This window comes from uncultured Marivita sp., assembly GCF_947488135.1.
In the GTDB taxonomy this organism is placed as follows: Bacteria; Pseudomonadota; Alphaproteobacteria; order Rhodobacterales; family Rhodobacteraceae; genus Marivita.
In genome coordinates, this window is record NZ_CANKYW010000006.1 from 229,450 (window position 1) to 248,225 (window position 18,776).

Below are 18,776 nucleotides of genomic sequence, written 5' to 3' on the forward strand. Positions count from 1 at the left end.
CCCGATGTCGTTTTCTTGAAACCGGTCGTTGTTTGGGGCGGCTTACGCTTGGGGGAGATGCATATGTCCGAAGGCCCGCTCAACGGCTTGCGCATTCTGGAAATCGAGGGCATCGGTCCGGGCCCCTTTGCCGCGATGATGCTGGCGGACCTCGGGGCGGATGTGATCGTCGTGCATCGCCCCCGCGATACGCCTGCCGCCGGACTCAGCGCGCGTCCCATCACCGACCGGGGCAAGCGGTCGATCGTTCTGAACCTGAAGGCCCGAAGCGATCGCGATCTGTGTTTGAAGCTCGTCACACATGCAGACGGTCTTATCGAGGGTTTCAGACCCGGTGTGATGGAACGGCTCGGTCTTGGCCCCGAGGCGTGTCACGCGATCAATCCGCGCCTTGTCTATGGGCGCATGACAGGTTGGGGGCAGAATGGACCGCTGGCCGAACGGGCCGGGCACGACCTGAATTACCTGTCACTTGCCGGGGCGCTCTGGCCGTCTGCACTCGGCGAGGAACGGCCAACCGTATCGCCAACCCTGATGGGCGATATCGGTGGCGGCGCGCTTTACCTTGTGGCGGGCATGCTCGCCAGGTTGCTTGCCGCCAAAACTCATGGAAAAGGCACCGTCGTCGATGCCGCCATCTGTGACGGCGCGGCGCATATGCAGAACCTGCTTCTTTCGATCGACGGCGCGGCCGACGATGGCCCGCCCGACCGAACCAACCCCTTGGTCGGCGCACATTGGTCGCGCACCTATCGCTGTGCCGATGGGCGCCACGTCAGCGTGCAATGCCTTGAGCCAAAGTTTTACCGCGTGTTCCTCGACCGGTTGGGGTTGGCCGAGGACCCTGACTTCGGCACCCGGCAATTCGACCGCGATGCGTGGCCTGTCCTGTCACAGCGGCTAAAGGAGCTCTTCGCGCAGCATCCCCTTGCGCATTGGACCGCGCTTTTCGAAGGAACGGACGCCTGTGTGGCCCCTGTCCTGTCACCACAAGAAGCGGCGGCCCATCCGCACAACTCTGCACGGGGCACATGGGTTGTTCAGGACGGAACCCTTCAGGCAACTGCCGCACCGCGTTTTGACGGCCAATCGCCGCGCATCCCGCCGGCGATCTGCACCAGAGGTCAGCATTCCGAGCGCATTCTGTCCGAATTGACGGCGAAGGATGCCTGGCCCGGTCGCGCCGCGGAGTGATCAGATCATCCCGGACCGCAATGCCTCCAGATGGTCGGGAAACCCCCGCGCGGTGACATTCGCTTCGCGCACCAGACGGTCGAAGTGATCCGAAAACGCCCGCACGCGCTGCGTGTCGCGGAAGGCAAGGTAATTGCTTCCGACGTAAATCACCGACAAAAGCGGACCGAACACCGTGATCGGGGCCGAAAAAAGCTGCCGCGCGTCGAACAGGTACAGGCGCATCCGCGGGTAGAGTGCCTTGCTCAGATCGAGCCAGTGATCGATCTGTTGGCGGCGCAGGTCAGACGGCAAACCTTCGTAGTAGCCGGTTCCATCGACAAAGCTTTTGATCTCGAAAAGCGGCATCGCGATTTCATAGTCGGATGCCGACTGTCGCATCCAGGCCAGTCTGTTGGCTGAGGCGGTGATAGCCTGCGCCGCTGTCCGGCCCAGATGCGGCCCGTATTCCCAGTTGAGCACCTCGTTGGTCTTGAGCATGTCGGGCAACGCCGCCGGAACGTGCCGGATCTTGTAGCCTTCGGCTTCGCGATGCCAGTCGTAGATCTGTTGATCCACAAGCGCCCGCGGCGCGTTGGTCAGTGTCAGTGCGCTGGCCAAGAGGTCGGCCGCGTTTTCCGGATGCTCGGCCAGCCCCAAGAGCCAATCCGCCGACACCCCAAGCGCGCTGGCGCAGGCACCGACCACATGGGCGTTGGGCAGGCGCGCCGCTTCATCGCGCAGAAGCTGCGAAATCGTGGAGCGGTCGACGCCGGTTTTCCGGGCGAGCGCGCTTTGATTGGTGCCGGCGCGGGTGATCGCCGTTAGAAGGCGGGTACGGAAAAGATCGGCACGCTGGGTCTTGTTCATGCGGTTTAATCTATCTGATTGTGATTATTGTCACCAAACAAGATTATTGTGCACCATTCGCAGAATTCTGCATAGCTCCATGTTGCCCTACACTCCGACGCGGGAACACAAAGGGTAACAAAATGACCGATATCGGGGTGCCACGCGCCGCCGCCTTCCGGCGCGTGGCGGAATGGCCGACGGTGCTGATGCTTGTCGCGACCTACGGCGCTTGGGCCATCGCCACAACCTGGGTCGCGCAAGGGTCGATTGGTCTGGCCATCATCCTGTGCGCGCTGGCTGGCGCGCAACATTCGTCGCTCACCCACGAGGCGCTGCACGGGCACCCGACCACCAACAAGACGCTCAACGCCGCGTTGGTCTTTCCGGCCCTGACCGTGTTGGTGCCCTACCTGCGCTTCCGGGACACGCATCTGGCGCACCACCATGATGAGTCGCTGACCGATCCGTACGATGATCCTGAAAGCAACTATCTCGACTCGTCGGTGTGGGCGCGTCTGCCGCAATGGCGCAAAACTCTGTACCGGATGAACAACACGCTCGCCGGTCGGTTGCTGCTCGGGCCGATCCTCGGGCAGGTGTCGTTCATGCAAACAGATTGGCACCTGATCCGCGCCGGAAATCGGCACGTGCTTCAGGGATGGCTGCTCCATATTCCTGCGGTCGTGGTCGTGATCTGGTGGATGGTCGCGGTGGCATGCCTGCCGCTTTGGGCCTGGGCCGTGTCGGTTTACCTGTCGCTATCGCTTCTCAAGCTGCGCACGTTCCTTGAACATCAGGCGCATGAGCGCACGCTGGCCCGCACCGCCATCGTCGAGGATCGCGGCTTTTTCGGTTTGCTGTTTCTGAACAACAACCTGCACATCGTGCATCACATGCATCCGGGCGTGCCCTGGTACGCGCTGCCGGAGCTTTACCGCGCGCGCAGGTCGCATTACCTGTCGTCCAATCAGGGCTACCGCTACCGCACCTATGCCGAGATTTTCCGCAAGCATCTGTTTCGCGCCAAGGATCCGGTGCCGCATCCGTTGTTCGGCAGCGATACCGGGATAGACAAGGGGGCCGACCGCGCGCCATAGAGGCGCATGGAGCTTTGGATTTTCGCCAGCGTCGCGGCGGCCTTTTTTCAGACCATTCGGTTCATGCTGCAAAAGGTGCTGAGCATTGGCGTGCTGAGCACCGCCGGATCGACCTTTGCGCGCTTCGCCTATGCCGCACCGGCAGCCTTGTTGGTAACAGCCGCGCTCTTCTGGTTCACCGGGGCTCCCCTGCCGTACCTGAACGGTTGGTTCTGGGTCTACGCATGGCTTGGCGCAGTGACGCAAATCCTGGCCACGGTCTGTGTCGTCGCCCTGTTCCGGCAACGCAACTTCGCCGTCGGCATCACGTTCAAGAAAACCGAGGTGATTCAGACCGCCATCGTCGGTGTCGCCCTGTTCGGAGCGGAGGTGTCTCTGGCGGGATGGGGCGCGATCCTGATCGGGTTGATCGGCGTTCTGCTTTTGTCACGCACACCGGGGATCGAACGCGGCCTCTGGGAGAGCCTGCGCAGTCGCGCCACGGTGCTCGGCCTGTCATCCGGCCTGTTCTTCGCGTTCTCGGCAACCGGCTATCGCGCTGCATCGCTCGAGATTGACAGCGACGATGCGCTCTTGCGCGCTGCTGTAACGCTGACCTGCGTGACCGCATCGCAATTCGTCGCGATGGCGCTCTGGCTGCGGTGGCGCGAGCCGGGTCAGGTCACTGCCGTCTGGCGCGCGCGACGGGTGGCGGTCTGGGTCGGACTGACCTCCATGGCCGGATCCCTGGGCTGGTTCCTTGCCTTCACCCTGCAAACAGCCGCCTATGTGCAGGCGGTGGGGCAGATCGAACTGATCTTCTCGCTCATGGCGTCGGTGCTGTTCTTCAAGGAACGGGTGACGGCGCGGGAATTGATCGGAATGGGGTTCCTAGCCGCGTCGATCCTGACCTTCATCCTCGTGATCTAGTCCCGCAGCGGACGCCCATGCAGTCGCAGGAACAGACTTTCCTCGTCATCGTTGCGGAAGAAGGGAACAGATGCGGGTGGGTGCGGGTCCGCCGCGCGCGCAGCAACCTCGGCCAGTACGACCTCGGTGATGAAGGGAAGGTCGAAGCCGCGCACCTTGTCCAGCGCGATCCATTGCAGATGAGCCAGTTCGTCCGAGGCTTCCGAGAAATCGTCCGGGTCGCTCGCCAGATCATCGGCATCCAGCAGAAAGAACCGCGCGTCAAACCGGCGGGGCCGTCCCGGAGGCGTGATCGCGCGGAACACGAATTGCAACGGGGCAGCGTTGGGCAGGTGGCCCTTGGCCGCGAAGTCCCGCCAATTGTCCGGAGGTGCGTCCCTCCAGTCGCCCGGCTGTCCGAGGATTTGCCCGGTCTCTTCCCACAGCTCGCGGATGGCAGCGGCGGCAAGCGCGGAGGCCCGGTCGGCGGGCGAGTCGTCGATCAACCGGCTGGCGCAGAGCGGCGACAAGGGTTCGGCGAAAGGAACCTGCGCATCTTCGGGATCGACCGCACCGCCGGGAAACACGAACTTGTTGGGCATGAACGCCGCCTTCGCGCCGCGCTGGCCCATGAGCACACTTGGTTCGTGGGCGCGGTCGCGCAGGACGATGATCGTCGCGGCATCGCGAATGGCGGATTTGTCGATCGTCATCGTATCGGTCACACCGGATCCCTTCTGCCGCGAAAGGTCAGGTCGCGCCGCCGGCGAAGCCATGCATGTACCGTGACCACTGGAAGGCCACGATCGCCCCTTTCAATCTTGGCAGAAGGTAAAGCGTCAACGCGACGCAGCCAACCGCGAAGATCGTGAACAGCACGAGCGGCTCGGGACGGAAGTTCACGAATACGATGTGCAGCAATGGTGCCATGAGATGGCCGACGATCAGGATCGTCAGGTAGGCCGGTCCATCATCCGCACGGTGGTGATGCAATTCCTCACGACAGACGGGGCAGGTGTCACGCACCTTGAGATATCCCCGCAACAAGGGGCCGCTGCCGCATTTCGGGCATTTCCGCCGCCAGCCCTTGCGCAACGCGGGCCAAGTCGGACGTTCGTCCTGTTCTGTCATGTGTGATGTCGCCATGTTCGCTCTCCCGCAGGCAAAATGGCGTCCGCTTCGCTTGATGAACAGTTGGCAATCTGTCCTTGCGGCTGGATGTCGCAAATCACGCGACCGTGAACGGTGGGGGATGATTTCTGCGACGGGTTTCTCCGCGCGGCCCGTGAAACGCAGTGGATGCCAAGACGAACAGGCTTCGTCCTGGACCACGAACGAAAAGAACCGGCGCTCAGGCCGGGTATGGAAAGGAAACGACATGAAAATGAATAAGCAGGTTTCAGCCATCTTGATTGCGACCCTCCTGGCAGGCGGCGTTGCGTCAACCGTGTCCGCCCAGGACAATGATGCGCGCGCAGAACGTCGGGCCGAGATGTTCACTCAGTTGGACACCAACGGTGATGGGTCGATCTCGGCCGAGGAATTCGCAAATCCGCCCAGCCGTTTCGCGCAGGCTGATGCGAATGATGACGGGATGCTGAGCGCGGAAGAGATCGCCGCAGCCGGGCAGTCGCGTGCCGAAGATCGTGCAGAGCGCATGATCGCGCGGATGGACACCAACGGTGACGGCATGCTCTCGGAAGACGAGATCGGCCAGCGCCGGGACGGAGCCCGCATGTTTGACCGTCTGGATGCCAACGACGACGGCGTAGTCAGCGAGGAAGAATTCGCCGAAGCCCGCATGGGCGACCGCGATGGACGGCGTGACGGCGACCGAGGTGGTTTCTTTGGCGGCAAGCGCCACGGAAACCGCTGAATTTCAAACGACGTTGCAAGCGGTGCGCGTGCATCGCCTGCAACTCCTGCTAGACTGGATCCCGGACCAAATCGGCGGTGGAATGACCCAGAGCCAGACCGACCCTGTCGCTGAAGCGGCACTGCTCAAGGCTTATGCCGCCGGTGACACCGCCGCGGCCCAAACGCTGGCGACCACCTATACGCCGTTGGTCTTTGCCCATGCGTTTCGGATGCTCAACGACCGGGCCGAAGCCGAGGACGTGGCGCAGGACGCCATGTTGCGGTTGTGGCGCCAGGCGCCGGGCTGGGACGCGCAGGGTGGGGCATCGGTGCGCACCTGGCTGTACCGGGTGACGGCCAATCTCTGCATTGACCGGTTGCGTCGGACACGGCCGGACGGTCTGCCGGACGAGCTGGATATCGCGGATGACCGGCCGGGCGTCGAGGCGCAGATGCAGACCAAGGCCCGGCAGATGGCGCTTCAGGAGGCGCTGATGCAGTTGCCGGATCGCCAGAGACAAGCGGTGGTGCTGCGCCACATCGAAGGTTTGGGCAATACCGAGATTGCCCAGATCATGGACATCGGACCTCGTGCGGTTGAAAGTCTGACCGCGCGTGGCAAACGCGCCCTGACAGAGCTTCTGAGCGGTCAGCGCAAGACTTTGGGGTATACAGATGACACAGTCCAGACCTCCCTTTGACGACCCGATCGAGGCGGCCTTCGCCGAGGCGCGCAGGACGACTCCGGCTGTGCCCGACGATCTGATGGCGCGCGTGATGGCGGATGCGGTGGCCGAGATGCCATTGAAAACAAAGGCGTCCCCGTGGGGACAGTTCATAAGAACGCTGGGCGGATGGCCCGCGATGGCCGGTCTTGCCATGACCGCCTGCGTCGGGGTGTGGGCAGGTGGGACGTTGAGCGACGATCTGATGCTGGCCCTGACACCACTCGAAAGCGCGTCGTTCGACACGGGCATGGGCCTAGGCGCGTTTGACCTTTTACTGGTGGATGGCTGAGATGGCTGATGCAACTCCGAAAAAGACACCGCTTTGGGTGCGGATCACGCTGTTCGCATCGCTTGCGATCAACATTCTGATCCTCGGCGCCGCGGTGGGGTTTCTTGCGCTTGGCGGGACTGACCGCCGTGCCGACCGGGATAATCGCGATTTTGGCGCATTCTACACCCGCGCGCTCAGCGAAGAGGACCGGCGCGCGCTGAGGCGGGATTTCATGGCCGAACTGGCCGAAGGCCCCCGGGATCGGGGTGCTGTCGTTGCCGACATGCAAACGACATTGGACACCCTACGCGCGACGCCCTTCGATCGCGACGTCTTCGAGGCCGCGATGGCCGAACAGTCCAGCCGCCGCAAGGCGCGTGAAGACATGGGCCGCCGTTTGCTGGCCGATCGGATCGCCGCGATGACCGATGCAGAGCGCGCGGCCTATGCGGATCGGATCGAAGCCCGCGTAACCGACCTTGCGGAGCGTATCCGCAGGTAGCCCGGTCAAAGCGCCTGTCGTGTGACCGCTTTGGAATGTTGCGCCGGGGTGGTTTCAATATCACCCGGCGTCGCGATTTCGATCCGGTTGCGGCCCTTTCGCTTCGCCCGGTAGAGCGCGCTGTCCGCCGCACGCCTGAGATCCTTCGTCGATACCCGATCCGTGCGACGCGCATGGGCGACCCCGATGCTGATCGTGGCGCGTACATGGGTGCCGTCCTCGATCGCCCTCGGGTTTGTCGAGACCGTGGTCCGCAGCCGCTGCGCCACGCTGCGGGCCTGCGCAGGTCCAACGTCGGGCAGGACGACCAGAAACTCCTCTCCTCCGTACCGGGCGACGAAGTCTCCGTCGCGCAAGTTGGCTTTCAGCAGGCGCGCGATATGCCCGAGGATATCGTCCCCGGCGGCGTGTCCGTGATTGTCGTTGATCGCCTTGAAGTGGTCGATATCCGCGATCAGAAGCGCGATTGGGCGGGCATGGTCGGACAGCGCGCGGTCGGTCTTGCGGAGGTAATCGTCCATCGCCTGACGATTTTTCAGCCCGGTGATGGGATCGGTATACGCCTTTTCGCCAAGCGCAGTTGTCGTCTTGCGGGCCTCGTCCGCATCGTGCTTGAGCCGGGCAAGCCTGCGAATGCGCAGGGCAAGTTCAGAGGATGACACGGACAAAGGCACCTGATCCTGCGCGCCAAGATCAAGCGGTGAGGCGGCAGCGATGCTTTGGTCGGTGACGAACAGGATCCGGCTGTGTCTGCATTTCGGATGGGATTGCAACGCGCCCAGCAGGTCCCGCGCCTCGGTCCCGCTTGCGGTCTCGAAAAGAACGAAGACATCGGTGTCCTCGTCCGGGGACCGGCGGGCGGATTTGATGGTTGTGATTCGTGTCTCTAACCCGGTTTCCAGGGCGACGCTTTCCACGCGCGACGGAACATCCACGGCCGCTTCCGGTGCCACGAAGGTCACCACGGTCTTGGGCAGAAAGGACTGGCTCGCTTCAGCAAGGCCGACCCTGACTTCAGGCTCTGCCGGGGAACGGCTGTCCTGAGTGGATTGCTTGATCCGCATGAAATTGCGCAGACGGGCCTTCAGGTCGGCCGGATCGGAGTGATGGTCGATGACGTCATGTGCCCCTTCGATCAACGCGCTGACCCGGGCCGAATGGTTCTCGTGCGCCACGGCAACGACGATGGTGGTCAACTGCGTTTGCGGTCGTGCGCGCAGCAGCTTGCACACATGCCGGAGCCTAAGGCCGGGCAAATCGTCAGCAATGATCACGACATCGGGCGGATCCTTTTGAATGTACAGAAGCGCCTCGGTCATGGTCTCGGCGAATTCGACCGGATACGCGGCCGTATCCAACTGCGCGCGCAAGTGGATACGGCGGTTCAACAAGGCGTCGACGATAAGGACGTGACCGGCCACGGCGAAACTCCGTCTGCGGTTGGCGTTAAGGCTTTGCTCACCAATTCATTGCCGGTATTGGTTAATAAAGCGTTTGGGAAATATCTAAAAATGACACTTTCCAGTGAAGCGGCCGAGCAGGTCGCGTTGAAAGCCATCGTTTGGCTGGCAGGTAATGACGACCTCTTGCCGGTGTTCATGGGCTCGACAGGTGCCGACGAGGCCGCCTTCCGCGAGGGCGTCGGCAACCCCGAATTTCAAGCCTCCGTGCTTGATTTCCTGCTGATGGACGATGCCTGGGTGATCGCGTTCTGCGACACCGAAGGGGTGCCCTACGATCGCCTGATGCAGGCGCGCGCGATGCTTCCCGGCGGGCAGCAGGTCAACTGGACATGACAGTCCGCGATATCGGTGCGATCCTGTTCGACAAGGACGGCACATTGTTCGATTTCGGCGCGACATGGAACGTGTGGGCCGCGAACCTGCTCACCGCTCTGGCACAGGGATCGCATCAGCGCGCGGTCGCCCTGGGGGAGCTGATCGGATACGATTTCGAGGCCCGGACATTTTCTCCGGACAGTTTCGTCGTCGCCGGCACCCCGGATGACCTCGTCGCGGTCCTGGCGCCTGCTTGCCCGGATCTGAGCCGCACCGAACTGATCACATTGATCAACGGCTTGGCCGAGGCCGCGCCGATGGCCGAGGCTGTGCCACTGGCCCCTCTGCTGGACCGCTTTCTGGCGGGAGGGCTTCACCTTGGCGTCGCAACGAATGATGCAGAACGGCCAGCCATCGCGCATCTCGATGCGGCGGGAGTACGCGGGCGATTTGCGTTCATCGCCGGGTCGGACAGCGGCTTTGGCGCGAAACCTGCTCCGGGCCAGATGCATGCGTTTTGCGACGCCGTTGGCGTCGCGCCCCAACGGGCCGTAATGGTCGGCGACAGCACCCATGACCTGCACGCGGGTCGTGCGGCGGGGATGCTGACGGTGGCGGTGCTGACGGGTATGGCGAAAGCCGCCGAACTGGAGCCTTTCGCCGATGTCGTTTTGCCGGATATCGGCCATTTGCCCGAATGGCTCGGCCTGGACTGATCTGCCGACCAAGCGACAAATACGACCGCAGGAGTCGTGTTCCGACAGGATAAGCCACCACAGCGGTGCCTAGCTTGAAGGGCAACGCAGGAGGTTGGCATGACCGAAGTCATCACGCGCAAGAGACGGAGCGGCGGACGTTCAGGGCATGCTGTACGCCGCGGCACCGCGGTGATCGAGCAGCTTCCGTGGACTTTGCCCGTGAACATCGACCGCCCGACCGAACCGCTGAGCGAAGAGGGCGTGCAGCGTATTCACGACACCGCGATGGTGATCCTCGAAGAGATCGGGATCGAGTTCCTCAACCCCGAAGCCGTGCGGATCCTGCGCGAGGCCGGGTGTACCGTGAATGACGAAAACGTGCGGATGGGCCGGGATTTCGTGATGGAATGGGTGCGCAAAACGCCCCGGTCCTTCACGATCACGCCGCGCAATCCCGACCGGCAGATTGTCGTTGGCGACGGTCACATCCTGTTCGGCAACGTGTCCTCGCCGCCGAATTACTGGGACATGGAGGTGGGTCGCAAAGTGCCCGGCACGCGCGAGATGTGCCGAAACTTCCTGAAGCTGTCGCAGTATTTCAACTGTATCCACTTTGTCGGCGGCTATCCCGTCGAACCTGTGGATGTGCACGCCAGCGTGCGTCATCTGGACGTGCTCTATGACAAGCTGACGCTGACCGACAAGGTCGCCCATGCCTACTCGCTGGGCAAGGAGCGGGTCGAGGACGTAATGGAGATGGTGCGCATCGCCGGTGGTCTGAGCCATGAAGAGTTCGATGCCAGCCCGCGCATGTATACGAACATCAATTCGACGTCGCCGCTCAAGCACGACTACCCGATGATGGATGGCTGGATGCGTCTTGCCGCCCGCAGGCAGGGCTGTATCGTGACGCCCTTTACGCTGGCGGGGGCAATGGCGCCTGTCACGATGGCGGGTGCGGTGGCGCAATCCCTGGCCGAAGGGCTGAGCGCGATCGTACTGGCGCAAATCATCAACCCCGGCGCGCCCTGCGCCATCGGGACGTTCACGTCGAACGTCGATATGAAATCCGGCGCGCCGGCGTTTGGAACACCGGAATACATTCGGGCGACGCAGATGACCGGCCAGATGGCCCGGTTTTATGGTTTGCCGCTGCGGTCCTCGGGCGTCTGCGCAGCCAACGTACCGGACGGTCAGGCGATGTGGGAGACCGAACACAGCCTGTGGGCCGCGATTCAGTCAGGGACCAACATGGTGTATCATGCGGCTGGCTGGCTTGAGGGCGGTTTGATCGCCAGTCCAGAGAAGTTCGTCATGGATTGCGAGGTGATCCAGCAGATGATCCGCTACATGGATCCCGCGATCTGCGACACCAGCGACGATGGTCTGGGTCTCGAGGCGATCCGCGAGGTGGGCAGCAACGGCCATTTCTTCGGCACCAAGCACACGCAGGAACGCTACACGACTGCATTTTACCAGCCGTTCCTGTCGGACTGGAAAAACTACGAAGCCTGGGAAGCGGCGGGAAGCATCTGGACACCGGAACGGGCGCATGTGCTCTACAAGGCGATCCTGGAAGAGTTCGAACCGCCTCCGATGGACGAAGCCATCCACGAAGAGTTGCTGGACTTCGTGAACCGCAGAAAGGCGGAGGGCGGCGCGCCGACGGATTTCTAAAATCTTACAGGTTAGCCGATTATTAAGGCCGCCGTGTCAGCCTGCGCGTCAAGGCAAGGGCTTTGGCAATGCATGGATTGATCTTCCGAACGGTTGAAGCGTTCGTTTCCGACAGTTTCGGGCCGGAGGCTTGGGCAAAGGCTGTCGCCTGCTCCGATCTGGAGGTCGCGTCGTTCGAAGCGATGCTGCAATATGACCCTGCGCATTTTCCAAAACTGCTGAATGGCTGCGCCCGCGCTTTGAACCGACCGCAATCGGTCATTCTCGAAGATATCGGCGCGTATCTGATCACGCACCAGAATCATGCGTCAGTCCGCAGGCTGATGCGGTTCGGGGGGGATACGTTTCCGGAACTGCTCCGTTCGCTTGACGATCTGCCGGGGCGCACGCGGTTGGCGGTGTCGGGTCTCGATCTTCCGCAGGTGCAGGTACGCGAAACGATCCCGCATCATTTCATGATTTCCTGCCGCGGTGAGCCTCAAGGGTTCGGTCACGTTCTGGTCGGTTTGCTGCGCGCGATGGCCGACGATTACGGCACTCTGGCGGTTCTTGATCATCAGGGTGTTCGCAACGGATCAGAGGTGATCGACGTCCGCGTTATCGAAACGTTTTTTGCCGAAGACCGGGGGTTTACTCTGGCGAGGGCGGCAGAGGAAGAAACCACATGATTTCGGCGCTTGAGCTTCTAACGATCTTGCGCCCTCTGCACATTTGCATCGGAAAAACCGGACACATTTGTCAGGTCGGTGCAAGCATCGTCAAACTTGGGGTCGGTGATCTCTGCCGGCGGCGTTTTCTCGAAGTGTTTGAGGTGCTCCGCCCGGCCCGGCCAGAAACCATATCTGAACTCCGGGCCCTTGCAGGGCAGGTCATCAAACTGCAACTCCGGTCCCTTTCCGATATCTCCTTCAGGGGTTTGCTCGTTGAAGACGGGGACGGTGGGATCATCCTCGACCTTTCTTTCGGCATCGCGGTCGTCGATGCAGTGCAGCGGTTCGGTCTGACTGCGCAGGATTTCGCGGCCGGCGATCTGGCTGTGGAACTGCTCTTTCTTCAGGAGGCGAAATCCAGTGCGATGGCGGCGTCCTTCAGCTTGAATTCCCGCCTGAACGGCGCACGATTGGTCGCAGAAACCAAGGCGCTAACTGATGGTCTGACGGGATTACACAATCGTCGCGCCCTTGATGGCGCGTTGTCCCGACTGGATCAGTCCGACACCAAATACGCTGTTCTGCACATGGACCTCGATCGGTTCAAAACGGTGAATGACACGATGGGACACGCGGTCGGGGATGCGGTTCTGAAACGCGTGGCCGCGATCTTGCGCTCCCATACACGTCAGGATGATCTGTTGGTGCGGACGGGTGGGGATGAATTCGTCGTCCTGTGCCCCGGATTGACCGATGCGGAACGGTTGCAAGACCTATCACTTTTACTGATCCAAGATGTCTCCGCGCCCATGTCGCTTGAAGGCTTGGATGTGCAAATCGGAGCGAGCATCGGCATCGCGGTATCGTCCACGGCACCTCGGATGGCGGGCGCTGAATTGATCGATTGCGCGGACGTCGCGCTTTATCTCGCGAAAAGGTCGGGGCGGGGCCAGTTCGCAGTCTGGTCGCCTGCCAAGGGGCGCAGACTGACCGATCTCGATCCTTCCAGCGCACCGGCTTCGGGTTAGGGTGGCCGGTGTGCTCTTGCAAGGTCGTGTCCCGTGGCGCAAAGTTCGCGCCATGGCTCTGATATTCCGCGTCCTTTTCCTCGTCACGCTCGCTGGCCTAGGCATGACGGCCGTGCCGTTACATGCGCAAGGAACCGATCAACCCACCGGCACCATCACCGTTGAAGACAGCGCCGAGCAGGATGCGGCCATCGCCAGACGGATCCGCGAAATCCTCATGGAGCTTGAGGGCTACGAGGATGTCACTGTCACGGTGAATTCCGGCATCGTCACGCTTCGGGGCACCGCGCTCGACGGGCCTGCGGTGACGCGGCTCAATGAAATCGCGGGCCGCGTCGAAGGCGTTGTGACCATTGAAAACCGCGTGCAGGAAACCACCGACGTCGCGCGTCGCCTCGACCCGGCGCTGGAGCGTTTTCGGTCCCGGTCGGAACAATTCATCAACTACCTGCCGCTTGCCGGGATCGCGATTGCCGCGTTCACACTGGTTGTGGTGGTAGGATATCTGATTGCCCGGTGGCGGCGGCCCTGGGACAGGCTCGCTCCGAACGCGTTTATCGCGGATATCTACCGGCAGGTGATCCGCATCGCGTTCATCCTGGGCGGGCTGGTGATCGCATTGGATATTCTGGGAGCAACCGCGCTGCTGTCGACGATCCTCGGGGCGGCCGGGATCATCGGCCTCGCCATCGGGTTTGCGGTGCGCGACACGGTGGAAAATTTCATCGCCTCCATCATGCTGTCGATTCGCCAGCCTTTCCGCCCCAACGATCAGGTCGAGATCGAGGGCGATATCGGCAAGGTCATTCGCCTGACCAGCCGCGCGACGATCCTTCTCAGTTTCGATGGCAATCACATCCGCATCCCGAATTCGACCGTGTTCAAAAGCCGGATCGTCAACTACACGCGCAACGACGAGCGCCGTTTCCTCATCAGCCTTGGCGTCGCCTATGACACCGATCTCTCGCGGGCGCAGGAGCTTGCGTTGCAGACCGTGTCGTCGTTGCCTTTCGTGATCTACGAACCCGCGCCTGCCGTCTGGATCGAAGAACTGGGCGACAGCGCGGTCATCCTTCAGGTCGCCGGTTGGATCAGGCAGCACGAGACCAGCTATCTCAAGGCGCGCAGCGAGGCGTGGCGGCTCTGCCTTGCGGCCTTCGACCACGCGGGAATCGTGATGCCGGAAACGACGCTGCGGGTCGTGGGCATCGGCGATGCTCCATCCCAGCCGGACGACAACTCCAGAACCGCCAAACCCGCCGCGTCAAACGCCGCCGCGATCGCCGCGGCAACCGCCACACTCGGCGACACCGAAGCGGCGATGGACAAGGAGTTGGAACGCATCGTCGCCACCGAACGCGCGGGAAAAGGGGGCGACGATCTTCTCACGCAGGATGCTCCGGAAGAGTAGGCAAATTTTCGGTTTCAGGGGTCTTGATCCCGCTCCCGTAGCGGCGTAAGTACGCCCGCACGGTTGGGGTGTAGCCAAGTGGTAAGGCAACGGTTTTTGGTACCGCGTACCGTAGGTTCGAATCCTACCACCCCAGCCAGTTCTTTCTGACATCAGCACCTTACACCTCCCTCAGACCTTTCGGGCCAGAAATGCCCCTGAAAATGCCCCTCTCCAGGGTGGGTTAGATGTCTACCTATAATTAGGTATTAGTAATGGAAGACGACTGCCTCTCCCGGAAGGAATAATTCCTCCTAGAGACCCCTACCCGCAAGGCTCAGAGGGGGTATGGTGATGGTAGTTACAGACCAAGAGGTGAGTGGTGGTAGACGAGATAATGGACCCTTGGAACTCCCGCCCCTTGGATGTGCACAGGTGGTCGGAGCACCCCGAGGTGAAGGTGTTGGTGGATGGGCTGTGGAGGAAACACTTCAAGGACGGGAAACCGAACGCTCGTGGACCAAAGCAGAAGACGTCCTCCAAGGATCAGCTGAGGGTCCTGATCTTGGACCTGTACGTTGCCTGGAAAGATGACCCAGACCTATGCATCGGTGTGTCGCTATCCTCGAACGCGTGGCATGCGGGTTCCCGGTACAATGCTCTCCACATCTCCAAGAAGATCATCCCAATCATCCAGACGCTCCATGATGCTGGATACCTCGACAAAGAAGAACATCAGTTCTGGGGTAAGGATCACGATCGCAATCGCACGACACGAATAAGAGCTTCCGAAAAGCTCCAGAAGTTGTTCCGGAAAGCCAAGTTCGACTACGAGGATATTGGTCGGGCTGAGGGCGAAGAGGTCATCGTCCTGAAGAATGACAAAAACAAGCAGATCGAGTACACCGACACACCTGCAACAAATCAGATGCGGAAAGACCTAACCGCCTACACCGACTTGCTCGGGAAGACATTCATCGACATCCCGGACCTCCAAGAGCCTGTGATAGAGATTGAGGATGATGACGGTGACAAAACTATTCTGAAGATTGGCTCACAGAACACCAAAACCCATCGCGTGTTCAGCCGCTCCAGTTGGGACAAGCATGGGCGCTTCTATGGTGGTTGGTGGCAAAGGGCGAACTCGGCCATACGGGCTAGGATCACCATCGACGACCAGCCAACCGTAGAAGTCGACTTCGTCGGGTTGCACATTGCTATTCTGTATGCCGAGGCAGGTAAGGAATTAGACTTCGATCCGTATAGTGTTTCGCGTAAGAAAATGACGGCTTACCCCGAGAGCATGACACGAAGCTTAATCAAGAGCCTTGCCCTTATTGCCATCAACGCAAAGGGAAAATCACAAGCCTACCAAGCATTACGCAATGGAGCGCCTGTTGGCTCGTTTATGGCTTCCATAACCAACAAAAAGCTAGACAAATTGTTGGATGCTTTTCTGGACCGGAGACCCCCCTTGGAGGGCAAGCTGTTCACCGACCAAGGCATCCGCCTGATGCACCTCGATGGACAAATTACATCCCACATCCTCAACCACTTCACGAAGCAGGACATCCCCGTTCTGTCTGTCCATGACAGCTATCTGATAAACTGCTGGAAGGTTGCGGAGCTCAGGCAGGCAATGGCAGATGCATCTAAGGCTATTATCGGGCGACCTCTGGCAACCTCCATCAAGCTCCCGGGCAAAGAGGAGTACAGCTTTGTCTCCGACTACGAGCTTCAGACCTACATCGAGAACAATCTCAGTCCCCCAAGGTGTGATGGGTATGTGACGCGGCTACAGGCCTTCGAGCAGCGGACAGGAAGGGATATTGGGCCTTATGGCGATATCGGTCCGGAGTAATGACTTTCGAAGATTGTTTTGACATTCCTGCCGGTAGGTGGGAAGTGCTTAGGCAATTGTCGAAGCCGACATTGGGCGCATAAGCAAATAAGGCGATTGTGCAGGACTTTCCGAACCTTTTTGTCCATGCGCTTCCGTCTGCGGCGACTGCAAGGCAGTCGATAGATCCCATGGTGAGCTGCTTCAACCTGCACAATCGCTAAATGTCCTCGCTTGCGGGCAAAGCTGCCGAACATTACTGGACGCATTGTGGGCGATCATCGGCTGTAATCAGGTGGTGGCTTTTCATTTCGGGGGCTTTCCAGCCATGTCTTCATAATGATCGTGAGGTAGTTTCAGATTTAAATCCTATCGGATATAGAGCGTGAATTCTTCTTACACGGATTACGCATGCAACCGGCGCCCTGTCATCTTTGCAAGAACGGATGTGTTCTAAACTGACAACTGGCATGTTCTATCCGTCGAAAAATTCACACCGCACTGGCATTGACGCCATTTTTTCTCTTGTGCGGAGCTAGAGCAGGCGCAATTGTTCGGATTTCTATTCCCGAAAATTAGATGGTTATCAGGAGTCGTACTCATCTTCGAAAACGATGTGGAAACGTTTGAGAACCATCGCCAAGGAACTGGCAAAGTGGCTGTAAAGGAGCATAGAAACAAAAGTTTCCAAGCAATCTGCCAAATTGAATGCGAGGAATGCCAGAACGGCACTCGCAGCCACGCAGGACAGCAGTGTTAGATAGGAAATATTTGCATTTAGTTCCTTAAGATTATCTTTGCGACGTTCAGTGATTGGCTTATCTCTCACAGCTCCAATTGAACGCTTCGGTTGATCGTTAGCCTCAAGCGCACGCATTTTATCCGCGTGCTTTTGGAACATGCCGAATATTGCGATTTGTGCGGTGATCAGGAGTGCCGAAAATATCGAGAATACAGTCAATGCATAGCCGTAAACTTCATTCGGAAATATGACGTCCGCTCGCACGGTTAGATATGCGAGTAGAAGTGGAATGAAGACAAAAAAGAAAATATCGGAGAACCAGCCGAAAGTTGAACCTCCCATAGTTTTCCATTGGTCGCGCAGAATACAGGTAATGTCTACCTTCATTGCCGCCCCTGTTCCGCTAGCCTTTCAGCAAGATCGCCGATGCTATCTCTGAAGATGGGTTCCATAGACCCCTGAGTTGGATATTCTTCGTTATCGTCGAAATCGACTTGATCTGAGATATCGATCGAGCCAGCCGTACTGTTATACCCGATTAAGTTGACCTTCCTTCGTTTGCCTCCGACATCCACAAGCGCAACCGCTTTCTCAAACTCGATTCCATCGAATAGAAGGATGTCGCCCTCCCGCGCTCTATACTGATCAAAAATACCGATGTATTGCCCGAGCGACCTTCCTCGAACCGCGGCAATTGTCATTCTAAGCTTGATTTCTTCAATCCCAGCCCTGATGTATCTATTGAATCGATCTGCGTTCATCCTGTTTCGAATGAGAGTGATTTCCTTGACCGGTGCATTTCTTATTGCTGGGTCGTGTTCGCCAGAAAGCATTACCTTTTGAACTGTAAGTCGCTGATTGAGGTGTTCTCTCGGCTGATTGAACGTCTGGATGACATGACCGAGTACGAGCATTGCGCACGAACGCGTCTGGTAAGTTTGAAATGCGATATAGGCATTCACTTCGCCAGGAGGGAAGTATGCCATAAAGTAGATAGGAATTTCCTCGACATCCAATGCACCTCGCCGGATCACCTCCATTTCACGGGGCTCCAAGGGAGCGTCATCATCCTCTCTAGGCGCAACCATTCCAACATTGATTGTGCTTGCTATACCATACATCCCATATTGGATATAGCCGTGGAAATAGTCATCCCCATCTTCCAACATCTCAGCGCGGTATGTTCGCTGTCGCGCTGGATCATTGAAAAGGAGAGCTCGCCCGAACAACCACCTAATATGTCGCTCAGGTTCCCCCCCAAGTTCACGGTGCCCAAACGGAACCAAGTTATGGTTTTCGTAAAGATTTAGCTTATAAATTTTGATACCGATCTCTGGCATTCAGCAATCCTGAGTTGTTTGAAGCACCCAATCATGTGTGCCTGAGTAAAGCAAGCATCATGGAGCAGAAATAGGTCTACCGAGCAACGCTCGCTTGCTATCCCAAATTTGAACGACCACCTCAGTAAAAAGATCGTCTAGAGTCTGGGGCCATGAAAAAATCAATAATTCATATTAAGCACTTTACGGTAAGCCTCCGGCGGCGGCCGTCTGATTTCGGGATCGATCCGATGGTAAGTCCGACCTTATGTCCGACTTTATCAAC

The 18,776-nt window shown here is 59.5% G+C and carries 21 protein-coding genes and 1 tRNA gene; 15 read left to right on the forward strand and 7 right to left on the reverse strand.

Annotated elements, in window-relative coordinates; translation table 11 throughout:
- Window positions 1-63 precede the first annotated feature (63 nt).
- Window positions 64-1,194 (forward strand): CaiB/BaiF CoA-transferase family protein, encoded by a 1,131-nt coding sequence (locus Q1B16_RS17005; RefSeq protein WP_299791535.1) that lies wholly within the window; start codon window positions 64-66, stop codon window positions 1,192-1,194.
- On the opposite strand, the gene Q1B16_RS17010 is transcribed toward Q1B16_RS17005, so the two are convergent.
- Window positions 1,195-2,043, reverse strand: a complete 849-nt coding sequence (locus Q1B16_RS17010; RefSeq protein ID WP_299791538.1) for a helix-turn-helix transcriptional regulator — start codon at window positions 2,041-2,043, stop codon at window positions 1,195-1,197.
- Window positions 2,044-2,165: 122 nt separating this feature from the next.
- Here Q1B16_RS17010 and Q1B16_RS17015 point away from each other — a divergent pair, with 122 nt between their 5' ends.
- Entirely contained in the window at window positions 2,166-3,122 is a 957-nt protein-coding gene (locus tag Q1B16_RS17015) for a fatty acid desaturase (protein WP_299791541.1), read from the forward strand.
- 6 nt (window positions 3,123-3,128) lie between these two features.
- The gene (locus tag Q1B16_RS17020; RefSeq protein ID WP_299791544.1) at window positions 3,129-4,031 is read left to right on the forward strand and encodes a DMT family transporter; all 903 of its coding nucleotides are present in this window, start codon (window positions 3,129-3,131) and stop codon (window positions 4,029-4,031) included.
- Here Q1B16_RS17020 and Q1B16_RS17025 read toward each other — a convergent pair.
- Both Q1B16_RS17025 and Q1B16_RS17030 read right to left on the reverse strand, forming a co-directional pair.
- Window positions 4,028-4,723 carry an NUDIX domain-containing protein gene (locus Q1B16_RS17025; protein WP_299791616.1) on the reverse strand — a complete coding sequence of 232 codons (696 nt, stop codon included), beginning with the start codon at window positions 4,721-4,723 and terminating at the stop codon, window positions 4,028-4,030. The genes Q1B16_RS17020 and Q1B16_RS17025 overlap by 4 nt on opposite strands.
- 37 nt (window positions 4,724-4,760) lie before the next feature.
- Complete coding sequence (locus Q1B16_RS17030; protein WP_299791547.1) at window positions 4,761-5,156, reverse strand: DUF983 domain-containing protein; 396 nt, start codon at window positions 5,154-5,156, stop codon at window positions 4,761-4,763.
- Window positions 5,157-5,388: 232 nt separating this feature from the next.
- Between Q1B16_RS17030 and Q1B16_RS17035 the strand changes: the two genes are divergently transcribed.
- The 4 genes from Q1B16_RS17035 to Q1B16_RS17050 all read left to right on the forward strand — a co-directional run bounded on the left by Q1B16_RS17035 (window position 5,389) and on the right by Q1B16_RS17050 (window position 7,368).
- Complete coding sequence (locus Q1B16_RS17035) at window positions 5,389-5,886, forward strand: EF-hand domain-containing protein (protein WP_299791550.1); 498 nt, start codon at window positions 5,389-5,391, stop codon at window positions 5,884-5,886.
- An 82-nt stretch (window positions 5,887-5,968) separates the two neighbouring features.
- The gene (locus Q1B16_RS17040; protein ID WP_299791619.1) at window positions 5,969-6,568 is read left to right on the forward strand and encodes a sigma-70 family RNA polymerase sigma factor; all 600 of its coding nucleotides are present in this window, start codon (window positions 5,969-5,971) and stop codon (window positions 6,566-6,568) included.
- Window positions 6,543-6,884, forward strand: coding sequence for a hypothetical protein (locus Q1B16_RS17045; RefSeq protein WP_299791553.1), 342 nt, complete (start codon window positions 6,543-6,545; stop codon window positions 6,882-6,884). Before Q1B16_RS17040 ends, Q1B16_RS17045 begins: the two co-directional genes overlap by 26 nt.
- 1 nt (window position 6,885) lies before the next feature.
- A complete protein-coding gene (locus Q1B16_RS17050; protein WP_299791556.1) occupies window positions 6,886-7,368 on the forward strand; it encodes a periplasmic heavy metal sensor in 483 nt (160 codons plus the stop codon).
- Between the two features lie 5 nt (window positions 7,369-7,373).
- Here Q1B16_RS17050 and Q1B16_RS17055 read toward each other — a convergent pair whose 3' ends face one another.
- On the reverse strand, window positions 7,374-8,789 hold the full coding sequence (locus Q1B16_RS17055) for a diguanylate cyclase (protein WP_299791559.1): 1,416 nt from the start codon (window positions 8,787-8,789) through the stop codon (window positions 7,374-7,376).
- A gap of 90 nt (window positions 8,790-8,879) precedes the next feature.
- Between Q1B16_RS17055 and Q1B16_RS17060 the strand changes: the two genes are divergently transcribed.
- The 4 genes from Q1B16_RS17060 (at window position 8,880) to Q1B16_RS17075 (ending at window position 12,189) form a co-directional block, all read left to right on the forward strand.
- Window positions 8,880-9,164, forward strand: coding sequence for a DUF3572 domain-containing protein (locus Q1B16_RS17060; RefSeq protein ID WP_299791622.1), 285 nt, complete (start codon window positions 8,880-8,882; stop codon window positions 9,162-9,164).
- Window positions 9,161-9,862 (forward strand): HAD family hydrolase, encoded by a 702-nt coding sequence (locus tag Q1B16_RS17065; RefSeq protein ID WP_299791562.1) that lies wholly within the window; start codon window positions 9,161-9,163, stop codon window positions 9,860-9,862. Before Q1B16_RS17060 ends, Q1B16_RS17065 begins: the two co-directional genes overlap by 4 nt.
- Window positions 9,863-9,961: 99 nt before the next feature.
- The gene (locus tag Q1B16_RS17070) at window positions 9,962-11,521 is read left to right on the forward strand and encodes a trimethylamine methyltransferase family protein (RefSeq protein ID WP_299791565.1); all 1,560 of its coding nucleotides are present in this window, start codon (window positions 9,962-9,964) and stop codon (window positions 11,519-11,521) included.
- Window positions 11,522-11,589: 68 nt separating this feature from the next.
- On the forward strand, window positions 11,590-12,189 hold the full coding sequence (locus Q1B16_RS17075; RefSeq protein WP_299791568.1) for a heme NO-binding domain-containing protein: 600 nt from the start codon (window positions 11,590-11,592) through the stop codon (window positions 12,187-12,189).
- 17 nt (window positions 12,190-12,206) lie between these two features.
- Here the strand turns inward: Q1B16_RS17075 and Q1B16_RS17080 are convergent, their stop codons facing one another.
- Window positions 12,207-12,404 (reverse strand): hypothetical protein, encoded by a 198-nt coding sequence (locus Q1B16_RS17080; protein WP_299791571.1) that lies wholly within the window; start codon window positions 12,402-12,404, stop codon window positions 12,207-12,209.
- Window positions 12,405-12,437: 33 nt separating this feature from the next.
- Here Q1B16_RS17080 and Q1B16_RS17085 point away from each other — a divergent pair, with 33 nt between their 5' ends.
- The 4 genes from Q1B16_RS17085 to Q1B16_RS17100 all read left to right on the forward strand — a co-directional run bounded on the left by Q1B16_RS17085 (window position 12,438) and on the right by Q1B16_RS17100 (window position 16,450).
- Window positions 12,438-13,199, forward strand: a complete 762-nt coding sequence (locus Q1B16_RS17085) for a GGDEF domain-containing protein (RefSeq protein ID WP_299791574.1) — start codon at window positions 12,438-12,440, stop codon at window positions 13,197-13,199.
- Between the two features lie 52 nt (window positions 13,200-13,251).
- A complete protein-coding gene (locus Q1B16_RS17090; RefSeq protein ID WP_299791577.1) occupies window positions 13,252-14,610 on the forward strand; it encodes a mechanosensitive ion channel family protein in 1,359 nt (452 codons plus the stop codon).
- 64 nt (window positions 14,611-14,674) lie between these two features.
- A tRNA-Gln gene (locus tag Q1B16_RS17095) sits at window positions 14,675-14,749 on the forward strand.
- Between the two features lie 222 nt (window positions 14,750-14,971).
- Window positions 14,972-16,450, forward strand: coding sequence for a hypothetical protein (locus tag Q1B16_RS17100; protein WP_299791580.1), 1,479 nt, complete (start codon window positions 14,972-14,974; stop codon window positions 16,448-16,450).
- 565 nt (window positions 16,451-17,015) lie between these two features.
- Here Q1B16_RS17100 and Q1B16_RS17105 read toward each other — a convergent pair.
- Both Q1B16_RS17105 and Q1B16_RS17110 read right to left on the reverse strand, forming a co-directional pair.
- Window positions 17,016-17,558 (reverse strand): hypothetical protein, encoded by a 543-nt coding sequence (locus Q1B16_RS17105; protein WP_299791583.1) that lies wholly within the window; start codon window positions 17,556-17,558, stop codon window positions 17,016-17,018.
- Window positions 17,555-18,511: a hypothetical protein gene (locus Q1B16_RS17110; protein ID WP_299791586.1), complete on the reverse strand. Its 957-nt coding sequence runs from the start codon at window positions 18,509-18,511 to the stop codon at window positions 17,555-17,557. Before Q1B16_RS17110 ends, Q1B16_RS17105 begins: the two co-directional genes overlap by 4 nt.
- Between the last annotated feature and the right edge of the window lie 265 nt (window positions 18,512-18,776).

Bases quoted from the DNA above. Each gene is read 5' to 3' on its own strand.
- Q1B16_RS17065 (WP_299791562.1), top strand. From the start codon at position 9,161: ATGACAGTCCGCGATATCGGTGCGATCCTGTTCGACAAGGACGGCACA.
- Q1B16_RS17040 (WP_299791619.1), top strand. From the start codon at position 5,969: ATGACCCAGAGCCAGACCGACCCTGTCGCTGAAGCGGCACTGCTCAAG.
- Q1B16_RS17045 (WP_299791553.1), top strand. From the start codon at position 6,543: ATGACACAGTCCAGACCTCCCTTTGACGACCCGATCGAGGCGGCCTTC.
- Q1B16_RS17110 (WP_299791586.1), bottom strand. From the start codon at position 18,511: ATGCCAGAGATCGGTATCAAAATTTATAAGCTAAATCTTTACGAAAAC.
- Q1B16_RS17050 (WP_299791556.1), top strand. From the start codon at position 6,886: ATGGCTGATGCAACTCCGAAAAAGACACCGCTTTGGGTGCGGATCACG.
- Q1B16_RS17105 (WP_299791583.1), bottom strand. From the start codon at position 17,558: ATGAAGGTAGACATTACCTGTATTCTGCGCGACCAATGGAAAACTATG.
- Q1B16_RS17075 (WP_299791568.1), top strand. From the start codon at position 11,590: ATGCATGGATTGATCTTCCGAACGGTTGAAGCGTTCGTTTCCGACAGT.
- Q1B16_RS17035 (WP_299791550.1), top strand. From the start codon at position 5,389: ATGAAAATGAATAAGCAGGTTTCAGCCATCTTGATTGCGACCCTCCTG.
- Q1B16_RS17005 (WP_299791535.1), top strand. From the start codon at position 64: ATGTCCGAAGGCCCGCTCAACGGCTTGCGCATTCTGGAAATCGAGGGC.
- Q1B16_RS17025 (WP_299791616.1), bottom strand. From the start codon at position 4,723: ATGACGATCGACAAATCCGCCATTCGCGATGCCGCGACGATCATCGTC.
- Q1B16_RS17030 (WP_299791547.1), bottom strand. From the start codon at position 5,156: ATGGCGACATCACACATGACAGAACAGGACGAACGTCCGACTTGGCCC.
- Q1B16_RS17020 (WP_299791544.1), top strand. From the start codon at position 3,129: ATGGAGCTTTGGATTTTCGCCAGCGTCGCGGCGGCCTTTTTTCAGACC.
- Q1B16_RS17060 (WP_299791622.1), top strand. From the start codon at position 8,880: ATGACACTTTCCAGTGAAGCGGCCGAGCAGGTCGCGTTGAAAGCCATC.
- Q1B16_RS17010 (WP_299791538.1), bottom strand. From the start codon at position 2,043: ATGAACAAGACCCAGCGTGCCGATCTTTTCCGTACCCGCCTTCTAACG.
- Q1B16_RS17070 (WP_299791565.1), top strand. From the start codon at position 9,962: ATGACCGAAGTCATCACGCGCAAGAGACGGAGCGGCGGACGTTCAGGG.
- Q1B16_RS17090 (WP_299791577.1), top strand. From the start codon at position 13,252: ATGGCTCTGATATTCCGCGTCCTTTTCCTCGTCACGCTCGCTGGCCTA.
- Q1B16_RS17015 (WP_299791541.1), top strand. From the start codon at position 2,166: ATGACCGATATCGGGGTGCCACGCGCCGCCGCCTTCCGGCGCGTGGCG.